Origin of the sequence: Streptomyces sp. B21-083 (assembly GCF_036898825.1) — a bacterium.
Classification (GTDB): Bacteria; Actinomycetota; Actinomycetes; order Streptomycetales; family Streptomycetaceae; genus Streptomyces.
The window spans coordinates 3,472,129-3,494,749 of record NZ_JARUND010000002.1 but is presented as its reverse complement, the minus strand read 5'-3'; the positions used below and the strand labels follow the sequence as shown (position 1 = coordinate 3,494,749).

Here is a 22,621-nt window from a genome sequence, read left to right as displayed (position 1 = left end):
CGACCCCGGACGATTGCCCAGCTTTACTCAAGAGGCGGATATTTGGTGAAGGTTGACCGAAACGATATGGATGGATGGGGAAAACCCGCGATCGCCTTGGGGAGATATAGCCAGAAGGGTGAGCTTCCACACCTTTGCGCAGCCCGGTCGGGTTGGGGTGGCGGCGCGTAGGGCGCAGCACGGGTCCGCCGCCCACGGCTCGATACAGGCCCTGGTCGGACAATTCCCCCGCACGTTCCCGCCGCGCACGTTAACTTCCTTGTGTGCGAACGACCTTGAGGGTGGCGGCCTACGCCGTCTGCGTCCGGAACGGCCAGATCCTGCTCGCCCGCAGCCCCGACGGCCGGGGCGGCCACGAGTGGGTACTGCCGGGCGGCGGCATGGAACACGGCGAGGACCCGTACGACACGGTCCGCCGTGAGCTCCTGGAGGAGACGGGCTACCGCATCGACGTGACGGGCCTGCTCGGCGTCGACTCCCGCCGCCGTACCTTCACCCACCGCCGGTGGCGCCCGGTGGACCACCAGGGCCTGGCGCTGGTCTACGAGGGCCTGGTCACCGGCGGCGAACTCCGCCCGGAGACGAACGGCTCCACGGACCTCGCCGCCTGGCACGACCTGGACGCGGTGGCGGGGCTGCAAAGGGCGCGGACAGTGGTCGTCGGGCTGGAACTGTGGCGGGAGCGGCCGGTCACGGGGAGGGTCGTGCAGGCAGGGGAGGAGTAGCCCACGTACCCCGGCAGATGAACGCGGAGTGACGGACTCCGGGCCGTTCGCCGTGCGGTCGTGAACGGGCGAGGTGGCCCAAGATCCACGTACGGAGATCGGCGTCGCGCGTTGCTGCCTCGTTCACGCGCAGGTCATTCCCGGTGCCAAGCATCCAGAGTGAGCGGGACGTTCGCGACTGCGATCGCCCGCGACCACTTCCGACGCGTTCGCACTCGGGGAGACCGCGCCATGTCGCGCACACGCTCTGTCGCAAGCCCCACGCCGGGATTCAATCGACGTTCACTGCTCGCCGCGGCCGGGGCGGTGTCCGTCTCGGCGGGCGTCGGCTACGGGCTGCGGCCCAGTGACAGCCAGGCCGCCACAGCAGCCGAGACCACCGCCGCCGAGGGCCCGGTGGCCCTGTCCCGCCGGGCGGCGTCGGCCACGCTCGCCCCCTTCACCCGGGGCACCACACTCAACACGGTCTCCGCGCCTCTCGGCACGGGCGCCTACCGGCGCCTCGGCGAGGGCGAGGCGTGGGGCCGGGTGGTGCGTTCGGAGCTGGCGGCGCCGAAGTCGGGCCGCGCCGCCCGCCGGACCACCATGGCGGCCTTCGTCCAGTTCACGGACCTGCACCTGACCGACGTACAGCACCCGCTGCGCATGGAGTACATGCGCTCGGCCGACCGGCACGCCTGGCGCCCGCACGAGGCACTGTCGGTGCAGGGCGCGACCTCGCTGGTCGAGCGGATCAACGCCCTGCGCGGAGCGCCCGTCACCGGCTCCCCGCTCCACTTCGTGATGACCACCGGCGACAACACGGACAACAACGCGCACTCCGAGCTGGAGTGGTTCATGAAGGTGATGAGCGGCGGCCGCATGACGCCGAACACCGGCGACCCGCGCCACTACGAGGGCGTCCAGAACAGCGGCCTCCCGCTCTACTGGCAGCCGGACTCGCCCACCCGTGACTCCGACAAGCAGCACGGCTTCCCGCACATCGACGGCTTCCTCGCGGCGGCCGTACGGGAGGTGCGCAGCCCCGGCCTGAACCTCCCCTGGTACTCGACGGTCGGCAACCACGACTCCCTCCCCCTCGGCTGCTACGCCTCCCACAGCGACCCCTTCCTCACCGACTTCGCGGTCGGCGGCAGGAAGCTGATGGATCTGCCGACGGCACGCAGCAAGGCGCTCCAGGACCAGATCAGAAGCTCCGAGGACCCGAAGGGCATCCACTTCCGGGAGCTGATCCAGGCCCACACGCGCGACCTGCGCTCGGTCACCCCGGACGAGAACAGGGCCCCGTTCACCCGGGCCGACTATCTGAAGGCGCACCTGAACCCGGCGTACGCGGGCGTGGGCCCGGTCGGCCACGGCTACTCGTCGGCCAACCTGGACTCGGGAACCCAGTACTACACCTTCCGTATCTCGGACGACGTCATCGGCATCAGCATCGACACCACCGACCCGGGCGGCCACTACCAGGGCTCGATCGGCGCGGCCCAAGTGCGCTGGCTGGACCGCACGTTGAAGGAACACGCGAAAGCAGGCTCGTACGCCATCGTCTTCAGCCACCACACCAGCGAGTCGATGACCAACACCCACCGCGACCCGGCCCACCCGGAAGAACAGCGCTACGACGGCGCGGACCTCGTGGCGCTGCTCGCGAGTCACCGCAATGTCCTCGCCTGGGTGAACGGCCACATCCACCGCAACGTCATCACCGCGCACTCGGCCCCGGACGACCGCTCGTTCTGGGAGATCTCGACCGCGTCACACATCGACTTCCCCCAACTGGCCCGCGTCATCGAGCTGGTGGACAACAACGACGGCACCCTCTCGCTGTTCACGACCCTGGTCGAATCGGCGGCCCCCCACCGCACGGACTACACGGACCTCTCCCAGACGGGCCTGGCGGCCCTGTACCGCGAGCTGTCCTTCAACGCCCCGGGGGCGAGGGTCGACCTGTCGGGGGGCGCGGGGGACCGGAACGTGGAGCTGGTGCTGAAGAAGGGGTGACCGGTGCCCCCACCTGTGAGAAGGCTGAAAGTCACTCAACCGGACCACCCCGAGCAACCTCACGCCCACCCGCCGGGTCCCTCCCCCCGACCGACCCTCGGCGAGGACGCGCCGAAGGTCATGAACAAGGGGGAACGGTATGTCAGTCAACAAGAGGCCGGGCAACGTGAGGCTGGTCGGGATGGCCGTGGCGGTTGCCGTCGCGGCAGGCGCGTTCGCGGCGCCCGCGACGGCCGCACCGGCCGAACGCGGTGGCGACGTCGGTCACGAGGCCACCCGCACAGCCATGAACGCCGCCGTCCAGGACGGCGTACCCGGTGTGGCCCTTCAGGCCAGGGACTGGCACGGGGTATGGAAAGCGACCGCCGGTGTCGGCGACCTCAAGACCAACCAGCCGCGCAGCGCCCAGGACAACTTCCGGGCCGGCAGCATCACGAAGACCTTCATCGCGACCGTCCTGCTCCAACTGGAGGCCGAGGGAAGGGTGTCGCTCGACGACACGGTCGACAAGTGGCTGCCCGGGGTCGTACGGGGCAACGGGCACGACGGGCGGAAGATCACCCTCCGCCAGCTCCTCAACCACACCAGCGGCATCTTCAACTACACCGAGGACGAGGACTTCCAGCGCGAGGTCTTCCTCGCGGAGGGCTTCTTCAAGAACCGGTACCGCACCTGGACCCCGAACGAGATCGTCAAGATCGCCATGGCTCACAAGCCCGAGTTCGCGCCGGGCGCGAGCTGGAGCTACTCCAACACCAACTACACGATCGCCGGGATGGTCATCAAGAAGGTGACCGGCAACTCGTACGGCGACGAGGTCCGTCGGCGCGTCATCAAGCCGCTCGGGCTGCAGGGGACGTACATGCCGGGTACGAGCGCCAAGGTGCCGCAGACCAGCAGCCGCGCCTACTCACCGCTCGCCGAGAACGCCACCGGCAAGATCTACGACGTCACCGAGCTCAACCCCTCGGTGGCGAACTCCGCCGGCGAGATCATCACCAACTCCGGTGACCTGAACCGCTTCTACTCGGCGCTTCTGCGTGGCAAGGTGCTGCCCGCGAAGCAGCTCGCGGAGATGAAGACGACCGTCCCCGCTGCCGAGGTCGGCGGGCGTTACGGGCTCGGCCTCATCGAGAACGAGCTGAGCTGCGGGATCACCGTCTGGGGCCACAGCGGCGGCATCCACGGCTCCAGCTCCGTGGCGGCCACCACGGCCGACGGCAAGCACTCCCTCGCCTTCAACTTCAACGGCGACTGGAGCGGCGACTCGGGGAAGATCGTCGAGGCGGAGTACTGCGGGACCGAGTAGGGACGCGCGAAATACACAGGCAAACACGAGGAGGGGCCCCCGGTCACCCGGCGGCCCCTCCTCGTGTTCGCCTGGTGCTGCCGGGTCCGTCACTACCTCGGCAGAACCACGACATACGCCGCCGGCTCGCGGTCCCCCGACGCCATCAGAGCCGTGCGTACGACAGTTGCCTGCTGCTCGATCGCCTCGCGCAGCTTGCGGGGCGTGATGTGGACGACCGTGATGCCCAGCCGCTCCAGATGTTCCCGCTTGCGGGCGTACTCCGACCAGAGCGCGTCGTCCTCCTGCCGGTGGCCCGGGCGCGGGGCGCGTGTGTCGAGCTCCACCGCCACCGCCTGGTCGGGCCAGTAGGCGTCGAGGCCACCGAGGCACGGGCCGCCCGGCAGACGCAGATCGACGTTCCAGACCGGTTCCGGGAGGCGGTGTTCGCGGACCATCCGGTACAGCCGGTCCTCCGCGATCGCCCGGCCCTCCGCGAGCAGGGAGTCGACGGCGTCCACGACATGCGGTCGGCTCAGCAGTCGCCCCTGGTTCAACTCCCGTACCACCGCGGCCGGTTCACAGTGACCGGCGCGCACGGCGTCGGTCAGCAGCCGGCGTACGGCGTCCGCGTCCGTGAGTCCGGCCACCGCGTCGGCGAGGGCTCGGGGGACCGGGGCGACCGGGAGCCCGTCGATCAGCTCGGGTGTGGGCAGGGCCGAGGAGCGGACGATGCGGACGCAGCCCGTGGAGCGGAGCCGGCGCAGCCGGGGGACCAGGACGTCGATGGTGTCGAGGGACAGCAGCGGGGGTGCGGACGAGAAGCCGTGCAGGGCGAGCGCGGCGAGGCCGGTGACCATGGCCTCGGCGTAGACCGGGCGGCCTCGCTCCCGGTAGGGCTCCTCGGAGTCGGGCTGCGCCGGAATCCCGGTCGCCGTACGCTCCTTCGCCGCGTACAGGAGTGCCGCGTGCAGCCGCTCCTCGCTGGTGGGCGGGCCCGGGTGCAGCAGGAACACGCCGGGCAGGATCTGCTGCCAGGGTCCGCCGGACCGGCACTGCTCGTTCGCCTCGGCGGGCGCGACGCCGTTCGCCCGCAGTTGCGCGGTGGTCAGTACCCGGCGCTGTACGTGGGCCAGGTGGCGGAGGGGGCGGGTGCTCGGGGAGAGCGGGGTGTTGTGGGTCATGACTCCGACTTTCCCGTGTCCGATCCGCCCCCTAACCGCTGTTACAGGCCCGTCGACAATTCCGGACAAGCTCGCCCTAAAGTGCAAGCGTTCGAGTGCCGAAAGACGCTGGTCCCTCCGGGGGTTACGGGGTGGGGTGCCCGGGTTCGGTAACGGTGGGTCCGGCGGCCAAGTCACCCGGCGGAGAGGTGGTTCGGTGCGTTGTCGGGTGCGGGCCCGGTGGGGGCTGGTCGCGCAGTTCCCCGCGCCCCTGAAAAGCAGGGGCTGCGCCCCGTGCTTTTCGGCCCGCAGGGGCCGTGTCTTTTAGGGGCGCGGGGAACTGCGCGAGAAGCCCCATCGGGCCCGCACCCGACAACGCACCCAGCTCGCCCCCTACCGCGCCGCGAGGCCGTCGCACGCCTGCGCCCGCAGCGCCCGTGCCAGGTCGTCCCGGGACTCCAGGACAAGGCGCCGCAGGGCCGGCGCCGCGTCCGCGTGGGTCGTCAGCCAGGTGTCCGTCGCCGCCAGGGTCTCCGGTGAGTCCTGGAGGGACGGGAACAGGCCCCGTACGACATCCATCCCGATCTGGATCGAGCGGTCGGCCCACGTCCGCTCGATCACCTCGAAGTACCTCTCCGCGTACGGCGCGAGAAGCTGCCGCTGTGAACCCTGCACGAAGCCCGAGATGGTGGCCTCGACGAGGGCGTTGGACAGCGCGTCCGACTCGACGACCTGGGCCCACGCCTGCGCCTTGACGGCGGCTGAGGGGCGGCCGGCGAGACAGCGCACCTGGTGGCGCTTGCCGGACGCCGTGTCGTCGCGGGCGAGTTCGGCCGCGAGGGCCTTCTCGTCGGCGACGCCGTGCGAGGTGAGCGGTTCCAGGAACGCCCACCGCAGCTCCTGGTCGACGTCGAGGCCGTCGATCTTCGCCGTGCCCTCCAGCAGCCCCTGGAGCAACTGGAGATGGGCCTCGCTCGACGCCACGGCCGCGAAGAAGCGGGCCCACGTCAACTGGTGCTGGCTGCCCGGTTCGGCGAGCCGCAGTTCCTTCAACGCGCCCTCGGCGAGCAGACGTTCACCGGCCGCCCGCCACTCGGGGGCCGCGTAGTGGGTGAGCGCGGAGCCCGCCCACGCGTGCAGCATCTGCAGCACGCCGATGTCCGACTCGCGCCCCGCGAACCGCAGCACCAGGTCGACGAAGTCCCGGGCCGGCATCAACGCGTCCCGCGTCAGGTTCCACAGCGCGGACCAGCACAGGGCGCGGGCGAGCGGGTCGGTGATCTCCCCGAGATGCGCCCGCAGCGTCGCCAACGAGCCCTCGTCGAACCGGATCTTGCAGTACGTCAGGTCGTCGTCGTTGACGAGCACGAGGTCGGGCGCCTCGCTCCCGACCAGCTCACCGACGACGGTGCGGGGCCCGTCGACATCGACCTCGGCACGCGCGTACCGCTCCAGCACCCCGTCCGGCGAACGCCGGTAGAGGCCGACGGCCACCCGATGGGGCCGCAGTTCAGGGTGAGACTCGGCGGCCTCCTGGATCACGGCCAGCTCGGTGATCAGCCCGTCCGCGTTCAACAGCACAGCGGGGGTGAGGGAGTTGACCCCGGCGGTCTGCAGCCACGCCCGCGACCAGGACGCCATGTCCCGCCCGCTGGTCTCCTCCAGCACGGACAGCAGATCGCCGAGGCGCGTGTTGCCGTACGCGTGCCGCTTGAAGTACCGCCGCGCACCTTCGAGGAACGCCTCCGGCCCCACGTAGGCGACGAGCTGCTTGAGCACGGAGGCGCCCTTGGCGTACGTGATGCCGTCGAAGTTGAGCTTGGCGTCCTCCAGGTCGCGGATGTCGGCCGTGACGGGGTGCGTGGAGGGGAGCTGGTCGGCGCGATAGGCCCAGGCCTTGCGGTTGTTGGCGAAGGTGACCCAGCCGCTGGTGAAACGGGTCGCCTCGACGAGCGAGAAGGAGCCCATGAAGTCGGCGAAGGACTCCTTGAGCCACAGGTCGTCCCACCACTCCATGGTGACGAGGTCGCCGAACCACATGTGGGCCATCTCGTGCAGGACGACGTTCGCCCGCCGCTCGTACGCCGCCTGTGTCACCTTCCCGCGGAAGATGAACTCCTCGCGGAAGGTGACCAGCCCCGGGTTCTCCATCGCGCCGAGGTTGTACTCGGGCACGAACGCCTGGTCGTACTTCCCGAAGGGATACGGGTAGTCGAAGTGGTCGTGGAAGAAGTCCAGCCCCTGTTTGGTGACGAGGAAGACGTCGTCGGAGTCGAAGTAGGGGGCGAGACCCTTGCGGCACATGGCGCCGAGGGGGATGTCGAGGGTCGTACCGTCGGCGAACGTACGGGAGTACGAGTCGGTGACGTAGTGGTAGGGCCCCGCGAGGATGGCGGTGATGTAGGTGGAGATGGGCTTGGTCTCGGCGAACCGCCACACCCCGTCGACGAGCTCCCCGACTCCGTTGCTCCACGCGACCCATTCCTCCGGCGTCCGCACCTCGAAGCGGAAGGGGGCCTTCAGGTCGGGCTGTTCGAAGTTGGCGAAGACGCGGCGGGAGTCGGCGGGCTCGTACTGCGTGTACAGGTACACCTCGCCGTCCTCGGGGTCGACGAAGCGGTGCAGGCCCTCGCCGGTGCGGGAGTAGGCGCACTGGGCGTCGACGACCAGCTCGTTGTCCGCGGCGAGGTCCTCCAGCAGGATGCGCGTGCCGTCGAAGACGGCCCCCGGGTCGAGATCCCGGCCGTTGAGGGAGACGGCGGTCACACTGGGCGCGACAAGATCCGCGAAGCTGGCGGCACCGGGCTCCGCGCACCGGAACCGGATCGTGGTCACGGACCGAAAGGTCCGAGCCCCGCCCGCCCCACTGCCACTACCTGTGTCGCCCAGGGCGGACCGCACGTCGAGGAACACCTCGTACCCGTCGACGGACAGCAGTGCGGCCCGCTCCCGGGCCTCGTCTCGGGACAGATTCTCACCGGGCACGGAGCACTCCCTCGATTGTCATCAGTACGGCCGACCAGCACCGATCCTGTCACGCACCACTGACACCGAGCACCCGGGAATGCGACGGTGGCGCGGATGCGTTGCCCCTTGAAAGCGCATCTTCTCTAGGAGACCCATGTCCGAGACGAGTTCGACCAAGACCCCCGTCGACTTCTGGTTCGACCCGCTCTGTCCCTGGGCCTGGATGACCTCCCGGTGGGTCCTGGAGGTGGAGAAGGTCCGTGACATCGAGGTCAGCTGGCACATCATGAGCCTGGCCGTGCTCAACGAGGACAAGCTCGACGAGCTGCCCGACGAGTACCGCGAGATGCTCGCGGTGAAGGCCTGGCAGCCGGTGAAGGTCGTGACGGCGGCCTGGCAGAAGCACGGCGCCGACGTCCTCGGCCCCCTCTACACGGCCATGGGCACGCGCATCCACAACGGTGGCGAGGGGCCGACCCTTGAGGCGATCGCCGGCGCCCTGGCCGACGTCGGCCTGCCCGCCGACCTGATCGACTACGCCGAGCAGCAGGACTTCGAGTTCGACGCCGAGCTGCGCGCCTCCCACAAGGAGGGCATCAGCAAGGTCGGCCAGGACGTCGGCACCCCGGTGATCGCGGTCCCCGGCGCCGACGGCGAGCAGATCGCCTTCTTCGGCCCGGTCGTCACCCCGGCTCCCAAGGGCGAGGAGGCCGCCAAGCTGTGGGACGGCACTCTCCTGGTCGCCTCGGTCCCCGGGTTCTACGAGATCAAGCGCTCGCGGACGGCGGGCCCGGACTTCAGCAACCTGTAGGGCGACCGGCCCTTCAGCCTTTGGCCTTGGCTTCCAGTTCGGAGTTCTTGTCGGGAGCCTCGGCCTCCGGCTTGGGGAAGGAGCCTCCGTCCTTGTGGTTCCCCCACCGCTGGAAGCGCAGGCAGCCGTCGCGGGTGCAGCGGTAGTAGGCGCCCAGGCGGGTGTGTTTCGGCTTCTGCCCCTCGACGTACGTCTTCTCCGCGTCGGTGAGCCTGCGGAAATCCTGGACCGTGCCTGCGCAGTTCACGCACCGCATCGACAGCATGTGATCCTCCCGGTGTGGCGGGCTCCGGTGGACTGATGTCCCGGACCCATGAGAGTAGGTCCGCGCAGAGGCCTAGGGAATGGGGCGGCCCCCGCGAGTCATGTCCTCGCGGGGGCCGCCCGTCATTCGCCTGCCGTCGCGTTCGGTGAGAAGACGATCACGAGGCAGGACGCTTCACAGCTGAAGGCGTTGTGTGCGCGGTCTGCTCAGGGCGCCAACAGCAGTACATCTGTACGGGACTTGGCGGCCGCGTATCGCCGGGCCACGTCCTGCCAGTTGACGACGGCCCACATCGCGTCGATGAAGTCGACCTTCTGGTTCCGGTACCGGAGATAGAAGGCGTGCTCCCAGGCGTCGAAGACCAGGATCGGCACGGAACCCTGGCCGGCGTTGCCCTGATGGTCGTAGACCTGCTCGACGATCAGCCGTCCGCTGAGCGGCTCGTGGGCGAGGGCGCCCCAGCCCGAACCCTGGGTGGCGGCGGCCTTGGGGAACTGGGTTGTGGGCGCGGCGAAAAAGCCGAGGGTTCATGTTCTCCGGCTCGCCGCCCGGGGGCTTCCCCGTCATGTTGTGCCATTGGAGTTCTCTCCGACCCGAAAGTCGGAGACTCTCCTTTGGATCGCTCCGGGGAGTTCGGCGGCGCTCAAGTCCGTCTGTCGACGACCCTCCCGGCCGCCGGGCAGGTCTTGGACCTGCTGCGCTGAACGATACGGGGCCGACGGTCGGCAAGAGCGGGTCCGGCGTGAAGCCATCCCTCGGAGTGAATGAGCGCGGAGTAGTCGTACGGCAGCTCAGGGAACGTGTAGACGGGCATGCGGGGTCCCCTCGACCTCTTATTGCATATTACTTGCAAGTGCACACTAGCAACAAAAAGACCCTCGCGTGCAGGGCGCGAGGGTCTTTTTTCGGGAGAAGCGCAGGGGACGGGGGCCTACGACTGGGCGACAGTGGCGACCGACGTGTAGTGCGAGGCGTCACCCGCGATCGAGTAGCTCTCCTTGCCCTCGATGCCGAGCGGGATGTCACCGGCGATGGTCACCCGGTGCAGGCGGCGCGGCAGGCCGTTGTAGTTGTCGACGGCGTAGTGCTGGGTGATGCGGTTGTCGAAGAGGACGAGCTGGTTCGGCGACCAGCGGTGGCGCAGGACGTTCTCCGGGCGGGTGACATACGCCTGCAGCAGATCCAGGATCTTGCGGGACTCGGCGACCGGCAGACCGACGATCCGCTGCGCGAACCCGCCGATGAACAGCCCGCGTTCGCCGGTCAGGGGGTGGACGCGGACGACCGGGTGGGCCGTGCGGAACGTGATGGACGTGAACTGGGCGCGCTGGGCGGCCAGTTCCTCGTCGAGGGTCTCGTCCGGCACCGCGTAGTCGTAGTCGTTGGTGTGTTCGGCCCACAGGTTGTCGGCCAACTTCCGCAGGGGTTCCGGCAGATCACGGTAGGCGGCGGCCGAACTGGCGATCAGGGTCTCGCCGCCGTACGGCGGGACCGTGATGCTGCGCAGGGTGCTGGCCTGCGGCGGGTTGAGGACGAAGGTGACGTCCGTGTGCCAGTGGTTGGCGGCGCGGCCCCGCTCGCTGTCGACGGGCAGGACGTTCGCGGCGCCGTCGACGGACGGCACGGTCGGATGGGCTGTGGTCAGTTCGCCGAAGTGGCGGACGAAGGCCTGCTGGCCCTCGTCGTCGAGGTTCACGTCGTCGAAGACCAGGGCCTTGTGGACGCCCAGTGCCTCCCGGAGGGCGGCGACCTGGTCCTCGTCGAGTGGCTTGGAGATGTCCACGCCGGACACCCGGGCGCCGATGTTCGCGGTGACCTTCTGGATTTCGATGCCGGACATGTGCGGATCCTTTCGGGGATGAGGACGGCGGGGTCGACCGGTTCGAGGGCCCTGGCTTCAGACGAGAGCGGGCGTGGCGTACTGGTTCGCGGGGCGCGGGAGGCCGTACGTCTCGCGGAGGGTGCGGCGGGGCCCGTACTCGCGGCGGAGCAGACCGCGGGCGCGCAGGATCGGGACGACGTGGTCGACGAACGCGTCGAGACCGGAGGGCAGCACGGCGGGCATGATGTTGAAACCGTCGGCGGCACCCCGGGTGAACCAGGTCTCGATCTCATCGGCGACCTGCTCGGGCGTACCGGCGAAGGTGAGATGCCCGCGCCCGCCGCCGAGCCGTCCGATGAGCTGTCGTACGGTGAGACGCTCGCGCCTGGCCAGCTCGACGACGAGCGTGTAGCGGCTCCTGGCGCCCTCGATCGCGCTCTCGGGCGGCAGATCCGCCGGCAGCGGGCCATCCAACTCCAGGGTCCCGCCGGGCAGTTGCAGCAGACTCTCCAGGCGGTCCACGCCGTGCGTGTACACGATGTGGTCCTCCAGGACCTGCTCGTTCGCCAGTGCCTCCGCCTCCGTGGAGCCGAGCACCGGGACGATGCCGGGCAGCACCTTGATGTGGTCGGGGTCGCGACCGGCCGCCGCCGTACGGGACTTGAGGTCGGCGTAGAAGGCCTGCGCGTCCTCGACGGTCTGCTGGGCGGTGAACACGGCTTCCGCGTACCGGGCCGCGAACGCCTTGCCGTCCTCGCTGGACCCCGCCTGCACCAGCAGCGGGTAACCCTGCGGCGAACGCGGCACGTTGAGGGCGCCCTCGACGCTGAAGTACGTCCCCCGGTGGCGCGGCGGATGGACCTTCGCGTCGTCGCCCCAGACGCCGGAAGCCTTGTCGCCGACGATCGCGTCGTCCTCCCAGCTGTCCCAGAGCTTGAGGGCGACATCGAGGAACTCGGCGGCCCGGGCGTACCGCTGGGCATGGGCGGGCTCCGCGTCGAGCCCGAAGTTACGGGCGGCCTCGGCACCAGCGGTGGTGACGATGTTCCAGCCCGCCCGGCCACCGCTGATGATGTCGAGCGAGGCGAACTTCCGGGCCAGGTTGTAGGGCGAGTTGTACGACGTGGAGGCGGTGGCGATCAGCCCGATGTGCTTGGTCGCCGTCGCCAGGGCCGTCAGCAGGGTGAGCGGCTCCAGCGAACCCGCGGGACGCTGGGCCAGGTTGCCCCACAACTGCGGCCCGTCGGCGAGGAACAGCGAATCGAAGGTGCCCCGTTCGGCGGTCCGGGCGAGCCGCACATAGTGGTCCAGCTCGACATGGGCGTACGGATCACTCTCGGGAAGCCGCCACGAGGCCTCGTGGTGACCAGTGTTCATGAGGAAGGCGTTGAGGTGGAGGAGACGGGTCATGGGTGTTTCCTTTGCTTGAAACGGCTTTTTCGTCGCCGGTCCGGGCATCTCGTCCCGGTCCGTGCGGTGCCTCCCGACGCGGGCCCAGTCACATTCAGCCCGTTGGGGGTCCCCCCTCTGGGGGAGCTTGAGGACGAGGCCCCTTCAGGGCCGAAGCGGGGGCCTGGGGGCGGCAGCCCCCAGCGGACGGTCACCCCCACCGACGCTCACTGGACATCCGCCGTCACACCCAACGCACCGAGCAACAAACCCCTGTACTCACCGCGAGCCGCCACCTCACGGTCGATCGCCAGATCGAGACCGATCCGCCCCTCCTCCAGCACCAGCACCCGCTCGGCGAGAGCGACCGCCTCGTCCACGTCGTGCGTGACGAGGAGAACGGACGGCCGGTGCCGCTCCCACAGCTCCCTCAGCAGACCGTGCATCCTGATCCGCGTGAGCGCGTCCAACGCACCGAACGGCTCATCGGCAAGCAGCAGTTCGGGCTCCCGGACCAACGACCGGGCCAGCGCGGCCCGCTGCGCCTCGCCGCCGGACAACTCGCTGGGCCAGGCGCGTTCGCGGCCCTTCAGGCCGACCTCGGCGAGAGCCTCCCGGCCCTTCGCCGCCGCCTCTTTGCCGTCCGTCCCCAGCAGTACGTTGCCCAGCACCCGCCGCCAGGGCAGCAGGCGCGAGTCCTGGAAGACCACCGACACCCGCTCGGGGGCGCTGAGTCGCCCGCTGCCCTCGACCTCGTGATCGAGGCCCGCGACCGCCCGTAGCAAGGTGCTCTTGCCGGAGCCGCTGTGCCCGAGCAGGGCCGTGAACTGCCCGGCCGGGATGTCGAGGTCGATGCCGTCGAGGACTGTGCGTCCCCCGAACGACCGGGTCAGACCCCGGAGTCGGACGGCGGGCCGGGTCAGTTGCTCAGCGTGCGTCGCCATGACAGCACCCTCCGTTCGATGAGACGGACCGCGCTGTCGGACACCAGGCCGAAGATGCCGTAGACGGCGAGGCCGACGAGGATGACGTCGCTCTGGCCGTAGTTCTGGGCCTGGAACATCAGATAGCCGAGCCCGTTGGTGGCGTTGATCTGCTCCAGGACGACCAGCCCCAGCCAGGAACCGGTGACCCCGAGCCGCAGGCCGACGAAGAAGCCGGGCAACGCGCCGGGAATGACGATCTGCCGGACGAACTGGAGCCTCGACAGGCCCTGTACCTCGGCGAGTTCGACGAAGCGGCTGTCGATGCCGGCCAGCGCGGCATGCGTGTTCAGATAGATCGGGATGTAGACGACGATGGCGATGATCGCGATCTTGAACGTCTCGCCGATGCCCAGCCAGAGGATGAACAGCGGGATCAGACCCAGCGTCGGGATCGCCCGGTTGAGCTGCACCGTCCCGTCGATCAGGGCCTCGCCGACCCTGCTGAGCCCGGCCGCCAGGGCGAGGACGATGCCTGCGGTCAGGCCGATCGCGAAGCCGGAGGCGGCCCGCCGCAGCGAGGTCAGGATGTCCTCGGGGAGGGTCCCCTCGGTCCACAGATGGACGCCGGTCCGCAGCACGGTCCAGGGTGCCGGGACCGCGGCCGGGTCGAGCTGTCCGGCGGCGGAGGCCACGGCCCACAGGGCGATGACGAGGACGGGACCGATGAGCTGGGCGGCGGGCAGACGCCTGCCGGGGGAGAGCCGACGCCGCCGCCGGACCTGTGAACGCTCTCCGCCGGCGGCGACGGATACGGCCGAGGTCTTGGTCGTGGACGTAGACGCGGACGTGGAGGTTGTCGCTGATGCGGTCGCTGACGTTGTCGTGGTCACGGCGGTCACCTCCGGTACTCCGCGGTCACGGACTTCGCCGCGATGCCCTCGAAGCGATGGTCGAAGAGCGAACTCACGTCGAACTTCTCCACGAAGCCGCCCTCCGCGAGCAGATCCGCGGTCTCCTGCTCCCACTTGATGGCCTCGGCCCAACTCGGCGGGAGAAGAGGCTTGTTGGCGAGCTTCGTGATCGCCTGCGCCTGGGGGAGGGTCAGGTTCTGCGTCTTCACGTAGAACTCCTCGTTCCAGCTGTCGGGGTTCTCGTACGCCCACACCTGGCCCTTCGCCCAGTACGGGATGTACGCGGCGATCGCGGCGGCCTTCGCGGAGTCGTTCAGCACGGAGACCGGCGCCCACAGCAGGTTGAGCAGGTCGACCACGTCCGTCTCGATGGCGTGGGCGCCCTTGGGGCCGTACTGCTGCAGATACGCGGGTGCCTGGCTGTTGGCCAGCGGTGCGATGTCCACCTGGCCCGACTGCAGGGCGGTGAAGAACTGGTTGCTGGTCAGCGGGACGAGCGTGACCTCGTCGTACGCGAGCCCGGCCTGCTTCAGCGCCCGCAGGAGGACGACTCCCTGAGCCTGCCCCTGCGAGAAGGCGAGTTTCCTGCCCCGGAAGTCCGCGACCGTGCGGATGTCGCTGCCGGGCTTGGTGGCGAAGAGGTAGTTCGGCTTACGGGTGACGTTGATCGCGACGATCTTCGTGTCGTAGCCCTGGTAGTGCGCCTGGATCGGCGGGATGCCCGCGTTGTTGGCGACGTCGAGGGAGCCCGCACGGAAGGCGTTGATGACGTCGGGACCTGCGCCGATGTTCGCCCACGTCGACACCTTGAACGGCAGGTCACCCAACTTGCCCAACTTCAACTGGAGTTGCTGGGTGCCCAGATACGAGGAGATCTTCAGGCTCGTACCGGCCGGAACCCTGTCGGCGAGCGGGGCGGTCGAGGCGCCCTTGGCGTCGGCGGAGGCGCTCGCGGCGCAGCCGCTCAACCCGGCGACGCCGGCGGCGGCGCCGAACAGGGACGTGAGAAAGAGCCGTCGGTCGACACCCGGCACGGGAGAAGAAGGCATGGGAGGACTCCGTGAGTTCGGAAGGCAGAAACGCATGCGGAATTCAAGGCGCGAAGCGGCCCGAAAAACAGAATTCACGCAAAGAAAGAACAGGGAGCGCAGCCTTGCGCAGAAAGAAATGAGCACTTCACACGCGGCAACGTGTCAGCAACAACGGCGACGTGTCAGCAACAAAGGGTGCGACAGCTCACGAACGGGCTCATGAACAGCATGTTCCCGGTCATACGTGCCCCCTGTCAACATTCGGAGTTTCTGAATTAAATACCCTGAGGTGAAGTGGCCAGCGGATCCCGGTACACCACGTCGAGTGCCACCGAACCACCCGCCACGGCGAGTACGGAATCCGGAAAACTCGTCGGCACGACAGAGGCCGCGCGATCTGCGCCGACCCCTTCGCGCAATGCGGCGAGGCAGTCCTCGCGGTGAATGACCCCGATCTCGGTCACCACCACCGTCTCCGGATTCAGTACGTCGAGCAGCAGCCGCGCCGCCCGCCCCACGGCACCTGCCCGCCGCACCAGCAACCCCACGGCGACCGGATCACCCCCGGCCGCCGCCGCGACCACATGCATGGGGTTCGTGCCCGTGCCGATGCCCGCCTCCCGGGCCCGCCGGCACAGCGTCCGCTCGCTCAACTCGGCCTGCAGGCAGCCCGTACGCCCGCACTCGCAGACCTCCGTACCTCCCGGCACCGGCAGATGGGCGATGTCGCCGGCCCGGGAGCGCGGCCCATGGTGCACCTCGTCGTTGGTCGCGAACGCCGCGTCGACCATGTTGCCGACGAACAGATGCAGCACGCTCCCGCTGCCCCGCGCCGACCCGAACAGCCGCTCCGCGTTGACCAACGCCCGCGCGTGACCGTCCACATGGACGGGCAGCCCGGTGCGGGCACCGAGCACCTCCCGCACGGCCACGTCCCGCCAGCCCAGCAGAGGGTGCTCGACGACGGTCCCGGACCCCCGGTCCACCCAACCGCCCACCGCCACACCGACACCGAGGGCCCGGCAGCCGGGCATGTCGTCCAGCAGCGACCTCAGCCCGTCCGCGGCCCGTGCCAGCACCCACCCCGGATCGGTGCGCTCGTGCTTCAGCTCACGCCGGGCGACCACCCGGCCGCGCAGATCCAGCAGTGCGACCGTCGTGTACGGCACGGCCACATGGACCCCGGCGACCACGAACCGCGAGGCGTCCAGGACGACGGGGACGTGCGGGCGCCCCACCCCGTTCGACCGCCGGAGCGCGGCCTCCTCGCGGATCAGACCGAGTTCCGCGAACCGCGCGCAGTAGTCCGTCACCGACGCCGGCGACAGCCCGGTCAGCCGGGCGATGGTGCTGCGCGCCACGGGCCCGTGCTCCAGCACGGACCGCAGGACCACACTCGCACTCGTCCTGCGCCGATCGGAATCGGCGGCACGAGGCACCCGCGAGGAAGGGCCGGAGGGGGAGGGAGGGGGAGAGGGAGAAGTAAGGGTGGGTGCCGAGGCACGGGGCATGGTGATCATCCTCGGGGAACGGGTCCGACACTGCGCCGTCTCATGAGGACTCGGGGGGCCGTGACGGCCAGGGAGTCCTGTGGAGCGAGACGCGCCGGAGCCGCCTCACCCGGGGCGGCGACAGGTGGCCGTGTCCACGCGTCGCAGGTCGACATAGCGACGCGACGAGAAGTACCGGGACTGGGCGACCATGACTCGAAGCTAGCAAAACGGCCTGCCCCTGCCCAGACGGCGACCGACGGGCGAGACGGCACCCGCCCGGCCTCGCCTCCGCACGGCGCCCGGTCGGTGACCAGTCGGCGCCGAGAAGGGGGACGCCCAGTCGGCCACCGGGCGGTGCCAGGCGCTGCGCCGGCCTGGGGCAGTCCTCCAGCCCGATTGGTGGAACCCTACAGAGGGCGCCCTGCGTGCCTCCGTAGCCCACACCACCTCACCACCGTGACCGGCATCACGCCGTACCGGGTGTAACACCCACCGTTTGTCCGGAGCCCACCAAACCGCCGCCGCCCCCTTTGTCGAGCGCTGACGGTGATCGGCCCGAGGGCGCTGGGATAGCGTCGCGATGTCCCTTGCCGCCCACATCCTCGCGGAGTCCCCATGGCAACCGCCGTCGCCCCCGCCCGCCCCGGCCAGGTCCTCGCCGACCTGCTCCCCGCCTCCCGCGTCCGGGACGCCGCGCTCGTGCTCGGCGGTGCCGCGCTCACCGGGATCGCCGCCCAGATCGCCGTCCCCGTGCCCGGCTCACCGGTACCGGTGACCGGGCAGACCTTCGCCGCGCTCCTCGTCGGCACCGCGCTCGGCGCCGGCCGCGGCCTCGCCGCCCTCGTCGTCTACGCCCTGGCCGGTCTGGCGGGCGTGCCGTGGTTCGCGGAGGGCGGCTCGGGCACGTCGGTGTCCTTCGGCTACGTCCTCGGCATGCTGCTCGCGTCGGCCGCCGTGGGCGCGCTGGCCCGCCGCGGCGCGGACCGTTCGATGCCGCGCATGGCGGGCGCGATGCTCCTCGGCGAGGCGATCATCTACGCGATCGGCGTCCCGTACCTCGCGCTGGCCGCCGACATGAGCATGAGCGCGGCGATCGCCGCCGGCCTCACACCGTTCCTGATCGGCGACGCCCTGAAGGCGGCCCTGGCGATGGGCATCCTGCCGACGGCCTGGAAGCTCGTCGACAAGGACTGAGTCGACAAGGACTGATCCAAGAGAGGGTGAGGGGAGGGAAGCGTCGCGGATTCCGCGCTTCCCTCCCCTCACCCGTTGACCGATCAGGGCTCAGCGATCACCCCTGCGGCTGCTGCTGAGGCCGCCGCCGCGACCACCACATGCCCGCCGTCCCGGCGGACAGCAGCGCCGCGCCGACCGCGCCGAGCGGGATCAGGTCCCGTGCGGGGCCGGTCCTCGGCAGTTCGTCGCCGCCGGGCGCCACCGGCTTGTTGTCGGTACCGAGCAGCAACGGCGTGGCCGGAGCGTTCGGCGCCGGGTTGGTCGTACCGAACGGGACCGGGCCCTGCTGCCAGAACGTCTTCGACCCGTCGGCGGTCTGGACGGGCAGACAGATCTTGCCGGTCTTGCCCAGGTCGAACGTCGCGTCGACGTCGTACGACGTCGACTTGCCGGCCGCGAGATTGCCGACAGCGCAGCTGAAACCGCTGTTCGATCCCTCCGGTAGATCTCCTTCGGCGATTTCCGAGCAGCCCTTAACGTTCTTGACCGTCAGGCCGTCGAATCCCACGACCAAAAGCCTGATGTCACCGCTGTCCGTGCTCCCCTCGTTCTTTACGGTGGCAGTGAGCGTCGTTTCTTTCGAACTGTTGTCGACCGAAATACTTTCGGGCAACTGTGTGGTCAGCTTGACGCCTGTCGGTGCCGCGTCAACGGCCTTTCCCCCCTTGCTGCTTCCGGGCCCCTGGTCATCCGCGCTGGCGGTGAGGGAAAGGATCATCACGGCCGAGAAAGATGCCGTGAGCAGCGATCCCGCGATGACCGTCGTGCGACCAGAACTCATGTTCGTCCCCCTTGGATCCCCCTGGACCGCGCCTGAATTCGCAGTCCATGAAGAGGTACCACAAGATTTCTCGCCACTATGCTGGTACGGCACGAAGTGTGACCATTGTGGTTCTGGTGGGGCGTGCGTTGAGGGGGTGCAGGGGATTGCCGGGGAATATGGGCGACGGGTTTCCGGGGCTGGTGGTGACAGGCCGATATCGGCTGGTCGAAAGTATTGGTCAGGGAGGAATGGGGCGGGTGTGGCGGGCCGTCGACGAAATGCTCGACAGGCCGGTGGCGGTCAAGGAAATGCGCATCGACGGACTCGACGCGGAGGACACCCGCACCCGTCGCGAACGCACGCTCCGAGAGGCCAGGGCGACGGCCCGGATCGACCACCCGAACGTCGTGCGGGTGTACGACGTCGTGGACGAGGGTGAGCGGCTGTGGATCGTCATGGAACTGGTGGACGGCCGCTCCCTCGAACAACTTCTCGTCACGGACGGCCCGTTGGGCCCCGGTGCCACGGCTCGCCTCGGCCTCAGCCTGGTCTCGGCGCTGCGCCAGGTGCATGCCGGGGGTGTACTGCACCGCGACATCAAACCGGGCAACGTCCTCGTGGAACGACGCGAGGGGCGGGTCGTCCTCACCGACTTCGGTATCGCCGCCATCCAGGACGGGAAGGCCCTCACGATGGTCGGGATGCTCGTGGGATCCCCCGACTACATGGCGCCGGAGCGTGTGTCGGGCCGGCACCAGGGCCCGCCGTCCGACGTGTGGTCCCTCGGCGCGACACTCTGCGCGGCGCTGGGAGGCCGCTCCCCGTTCTCCCGCGAAACCACCCTGTCCACCCTGCACGCGGTCCTGTACGAGGATCCCGAACTCCCGGCCACCGCAGGCCCGCTGCACGACACCCTGGCCGCCCTCCTGGAGAAGGAACCGTCGGCCAGGCCCGAACTGGAGGACGTGGAGCGGGCACTGAGGCCGGTGGCGTTCCCGGAGCCGTTCTTGGAGCCGGAGCCGACTTCGGAAGGGGAGCAGGAGGAGGGGAGGGAGGAGAGGGGCCCGGCGACCCCTGAGGCACCGGCGACCCCTGAGGCACCGGAGACACCGGACACGCGGCCACCGACGGCCCCGACTCCCGTACGGACGACCACGGATGCGCCGACCCCCGTATACCTGGACGCGTCCCTCGTACGGGCTGTGCGACAGCCATGGGAGCAGTCGCCGGAACCCGAGCCTCCGTCGCCCAGGGACGCGGTACCGGCCGCGCGTACGACCGCCACCCCGGTCCTGGGAAACCCGTCCCCCGAGACATCCAACGCCTCCACCGAAGTCCCCTCCGAGATACGGTCCGAGGCCGGTTCGGCGATCCCGACGCGCAGCGCCGGGGTCTCACTGATCCGAGCACAGGCGCGGGCGTTGACGGAGAAGCGACCGGCGGCACAACACCCCCAGCACCGGGCGTCGCAATTCGGCCCGCAGCACGCGGCTGCCCTGCCGACGACCCCGCGCCACGGTCGCCGTCGTATGGGCATGCTGGCCGCGGGGGTGGTCACCGTGGGGGCGGCGGTGGGGCTGGTCCTGGCAGCGACGGCAGGCCCACCCGACGACAGGAACACAGCGGCTCCCGGGTCATCGCGTGATACTTCGGCATCGTCCGCGCCCTCGCAGTCCGCCACCCCCACCGAGACCCCCACCGCCACCCCCACCGAGGCCTCTCCCGAACCCACCGTCGAGGGCACCTTCCGCCCGCGCGGCCTGCCGCCCGGCGCGCACGAGGAGGCGGGCGGCTACGCGTGGGCGACACCCAGGGGCTGGCGTCGGGACGTGAAGACGGGCGCCGAGGTGCACTACACCTCCCCCGACGGCAGGCAGGAACTGCTGGCCAAGTCCTCACTCGCGCGGGGCGAGTTGCTGGAGACCTGGGAGCAGTCGGAACACGACGCCCGCCAGGGCCAGGACTACACGAAGATCAGCCTCGGGGAGACGACGTACCAGGATCACCCGGCCGTCGTCTGGGAGTACACCTTCACCCTGGACGGCACCCCCTGGCACGCCAGGCTGCTCGGCTTCGATGCGGAGGGGAAGTCGTACCAGATCAGCACCTGGTACCACCAGGAGATCGAGGAGCAGGCGGTACGGACCTACGAACGGGTGAAGGAGTCGTTCACAGTGCTGTGAACGACTCCTTCACCCGACGCGGGCCACCGCTGAACTAGCCGACTGGCCGACCTAGCCGACCTTGATGACGTCCTCGACATCGTCGCCGTCATCGACGGCGCGCGTGCCCCGGCCATCGCCGACGACCACGGATCCATGCCCGCGCTTCTGCCGGACGACGGCGATGACGAGCACAACGGCCGCCACCAGCAACGAGAGCAGTACGGTCTCGCGGCCGTCGTGCTCGGTGTCGGTGAGCATGTAGCCGAGGACGAACACGATGAGGGCGGCGGTCGCCCAGGTCAGATACGGGTACAGCCACATCCGCACGACGAGCTTCTCGGGGGACTCGCGCTCGATGATCTTCCGCATGCGCAGCTGCGAGAAGCAGATGACCAGCCAGACGAACAGGGCGACGGCGCCTGAGGAGTTGACGAGGAAGAGGAAGACCGAGTCGGGGAACCTGTAGTTGAAGAAGACGGCGACGAAGCCGAAGACGACCGAGGCGACGATCGCCGCGAGCGGCACACCGCGGGACGTGGTCCGCGCGAACGCCTTGGGCGCGTCACCGCGCTGCCCGAGCGAGAAGGCCATGCGGGAGGCCGTGTAGAGCCCGGAGTTGAGGCAGGACAGTACCGAGGTGAGCACGATGAAGTTCATGATCTGACCGGCGTGCGCGATCCCGAGGGAGTCGAGGGCGGCGACGTACGAGCCCTTCTCCTTGATCGAGGGGTCGTTCCACGGCAGCAGGGTGACGACGACGAAGATCGACCCGAGATAGAAGACGCCGACACGCCAGATGATGCTGTTGGTGGACTTGGTGACGGCCCGCTGCGGGTCCTCGGACTCCCCGGCGGCCAGCGTGGCGATCTCGCTCCCCATGAAGGAGAAGACGACGAGCAGCACGCCGGTGAGGATGGCGCCGGGCCCGTTGGGCAGGAACCCGCCGTGGTCGGTCAGATTGCCGAGCCCGGCCTTGTCGCTGTCGACCCCGGGCAGTACGCCGAACACGGCGAGCGCGCCGATGATGACGAAGGCGCTGATGGCGACGACCTTGATACCGGCGAACCAGAACTCGAACTCGCCGTAGGAGCCGACCGAGACGAGGTTGGTCGCGGTCAGCACCATCATCACGATGAGCGCCCAGGCCCACTGCGGTACGGCGGGAACCCACCCTTCGAGAATGGTGGCCCCGGCGGTCGCCTCCACGGCGAGCACGACGACCCAGAAGAACCAGTACAGCCAGCCGATGGAGAACCCGGCCCAGCGCCCCAGCGCCCGGTCGGCGTGCGCGGAGAACGAACCGGAGGTCGGATTGGCGGCGGACATCTCGCCGAGCATCCGCATCACCAGCACGACGAGCGTGCCGACGAGGGCGTACGAGAGAAGAATGCCCGGCCCGGCGGTACGGATACCGGAGCTGGACCCGACGAAGAGTCCGGCGCCGATGACACCGCCGATGGCGATCATCGACAGATGCCGGTTCTTGAGCCCGGCCTGAAGACCGGAGGGTGGGGAGGAGCTCGGCTGCGAGGTCATGGGGGGAATTCCTTTGCGCCGGGTGAAGCCGGGTGAACGGGTGAGCGCGCCGGTGGGGACGGCGTTGAACATCCGGTCCAGTGAATCGGAGGCAAAGAGATTCCTGAACCTTTGAATCCAGATCGTTAC

Annotated in this window: 17 protein-coding genes and 1 pseudogene; 6 read left to right on the top strand and 12 right to left on the bottom strand. The window is 69.4% G+C overall.

Annotated features, from left to right (window positions below):
• Positions 1–263 precede the first annotated feature (263 nt).
• From QA861_RS39595 to QA861_RS39585, 3 genes are all read left to right on the top strand, one after another.
• Positions 264–725 carry an NUDIX hydrolase gene (locus tag QA861_RS39595; RefSeq protein ID WP_334593675.1) on the top strand — a complete coding sequence of 154 codons (462 nt, stop codon included), beginning with the start codon at positions 264–266 and terminating at the stop codon, positions 723–725.
• Positions 726–956: 231 nt separating this feature from the next.
• The gene (locus QA861_RS39590) at positions 957–2,726 is read left to right on the top strand and encodes a TIGR03767 family metallophosphoesterase (RefSeq protein WP_334593674.1); all 1,770 of its coding nucleotides are present in this window, start codon (positions 957–959) and stop codon (positions 2,724–2,726) included.
• A gap of 139 nt (positions 2,727–2,865) precedes the next feature.
• Positions 2,866–4,035 (top strand): serine hydrolase domain-containing protein, encoded by a 1,170-nt coding sequence (locus QA861_RS39585; protein ID WP_334593673.1) that lies wholly within the window; start codon positions 2,866–2,868, stop codon positions 4,033–4,035.
• Between the two features lie 92 nt (positions 4,036–4,127).
• Here QA861_RS39585 and QA861_RS39580 read toward each other — a convergent pair whose 3' ends face one another.
• Positions 4,128–5,198, bottom strand: coding sequence for a hypothetical protein (locus tag QA861_RS39580; RefSeq protein WP_334593672.1), 1,071 nt, complete (start codon positions 5,196–5,198; stop codon positions 4,128–4,130).
• Positions 5,199–5,570: 372 nt separating this feature from the next.
• Complete coding sequence (pepN, locus tag QA861_RS39575) at positions 5,571–8,162, bottom strand: aminopeptidase N (protein WP_334593671.1); 2,592 nt, start codon at positions 8,160–8,162, stop codon at positions 5,571–5,573.
• Between the two features lie 136 nt (positions 8,163–8,298).
• On the opposite strand from pepN, the gene QA861_RS39570 reads away from it, so the two are divergent.
• Positions 8,299–8,955: a mycothiol-dependent nitroreductase Rv2466c family protein gene (locus QA861_RS39570; protein ID WP_334593670.1), complete on the top strand. Its 657-nt coding sequence runs from the start codon at positions 8,299–8,301 to the stop codon at positions 8,953–8,955.
• Between the two features lie 13 nt (positions 8,956–8,968).
• On the opposite strand, the gene QA861_RS39565 is transcribed toward QA861_RS39570, so the two are convergent.
• The 8 genes and pseudogenes from QA861_RS39565 to QA861_RS39530 all read right to left on the bottom strand — a co-directional run bounded on the left by QA861_RS39565 (position 8,969) and on the right by QA861_RS39530 (position 16,810).
• Positions 8,969–9,220 carry a hypothetical protein gene (locus QA861_RS39565; RefSeq protein ID WP_334593669.1) on the bottom strand — a complete coding sequence of 84 codons (252 nt, stop codon included), beginning with the start codon at positions 9,218–9,220 and terminating at the stop codon, positions 8,969–8,971.
• Between the two features lie 206 nt (positions 9,221–9,426).
• Positions 9,427–10,034: pseudogene (locus QA861_RS47325) on the bottom strand (superoxide dismutase).
• 117 nt (positions 10,035–10,151) lie between these two features.
• Positions 10,152–11,060 (bottom strand): TauD/TfdA dioxygenase family protein, encoded by a 909-nt coding sequence (locus QA861_RS39555; protein ID WP_334593668.1) that lies wholly within the window; start codon positions 11,058–11,060, stop codon positions 10,152–10,154.
• 57 nt (positions 11,061–11,117) lie between these two features.
• Positions 11,118–12,452 carry an LLM class flavin-dependent oxidoreductase gene (locus QA861_RS39550; protein WP_334593667.1) on the bottom strand — a complete coding sequence of 445 codons (1,335 nt, stop codon included), beginning with the start codon at positions 12,450–12,452 and terminating at the stop codon, positions 11,118–11,120.
• A 206-nt stretch (positions 12,453–12,658) separates the two neighbouring features.
• Positions 12,659–13,375, bottom strand: a complete 717-nt coding sequence (locus QA861_RS39545; protein WP_334593666.1) for an ABC transporter ATP-binding protein — start codon at positions 13,373–13,375, stop codon at positions 12,659–12,661.
• Positions 13,351–14,256, bottom strand: a complete 906-nt coding sequence (locus tag QA861_RS39540) for an ABC transporter permease (protein WP_334593665.1) — start codon at positions 14,254–14,256, stop codon at positions 13,351–13,353. Before QA861_RS39540 ends, QA861_RS39545 begins: the two co-directional genes overlap by 25 nt.
• Positions 14,253–15,317, bottom strand: a complete 1,065-nt coding sequence (locus QA861_RS39535) for an ABC transporter substrate-binding protein (RefSeq protein WP_334593664.1) — start codon at positions 15,315–15,317, stop codon at positions 14,253–14,255. The genes QA861_RS39540 and QA861_RS39535 overlap by 4 nt, the downstream gene beginning before the upstream one ends.
• A 257-nt stretch (positions 15,318–15,574) precedes the next feature.
• Positions 15,575–16,810: an ROK family protein gene (locus QA861_RS39530; RefSeq protein ID WP_334593662.1), complete on the bottom strand. Its 1,236-nt coding sequence runs from the start codon at positions 16,808–16,810 to the stop codon at positions 15,575–15,577.
• A gap of 597 nt (positions 16,811–17,407) precedes the next feature.
• Between QA861_RS39530 and QA861_RS39525 the strand changes: the two genes are divergently transcribed.
• Positions 17,408–17,986: a biotin transporter BioY gene (locus tag QA861_RS39525; RefSeq protein WP_334593661.1), complete on the top strand. Its 579-nt coding sequence runs from the start codon at positions 17,408–17,410 to the stop codon at positions 17,984–17,986.
• A gap of 97 nt (positions 17,987–18,083) precedes the next feature.
• Here QA861_RS39525 and QA861_RS39520 read toward each other — a convergent pair whose 3' ends face one another.
• On the bottom strand, positions 18,084–18,809 hold the full coding sequence (locus QA861_RS39520; RefSeq protein WP_334593660.1) for a hypothetical protein: 726 nt from the start codon (positions 18,807–18,809) through the stop codon (positions 18,084–18,086).
• A 158-nt stretch (positions 18,810–18,967) separates the two neighbouring features.
• Between QA861_RS39520 and QA861_RS39515 the strand changes: the two genes are divergently transcribed.
• Entirely contained in the window at positions 18,968–20,974 is a 2,007-nt protein-coding gene (locus QA861_RS39515; RefSeq protein ID WP_503461756.1) for a protein kinase domain-containing protein, read from the top strand.
• 51 nt (positions 20,975–21,025) lie between these two features.
• Here QA861_RS39515 and QA861_RS39510 read toward each other — a convergent pair whose 3' ends face one another.
• On the bottom strand, positions 21,026–22,492 hold the full coding sequence (locus tag QA861_RS39510; protein WP_334593658.1) for an amino acid permease: 1,467 nt from the start codon (positions 22,490–22,492) through the stop codon (positions 21,026–21,028).
• Positions 22,493–22,621 lie beyond the last annotated feature (129 nt).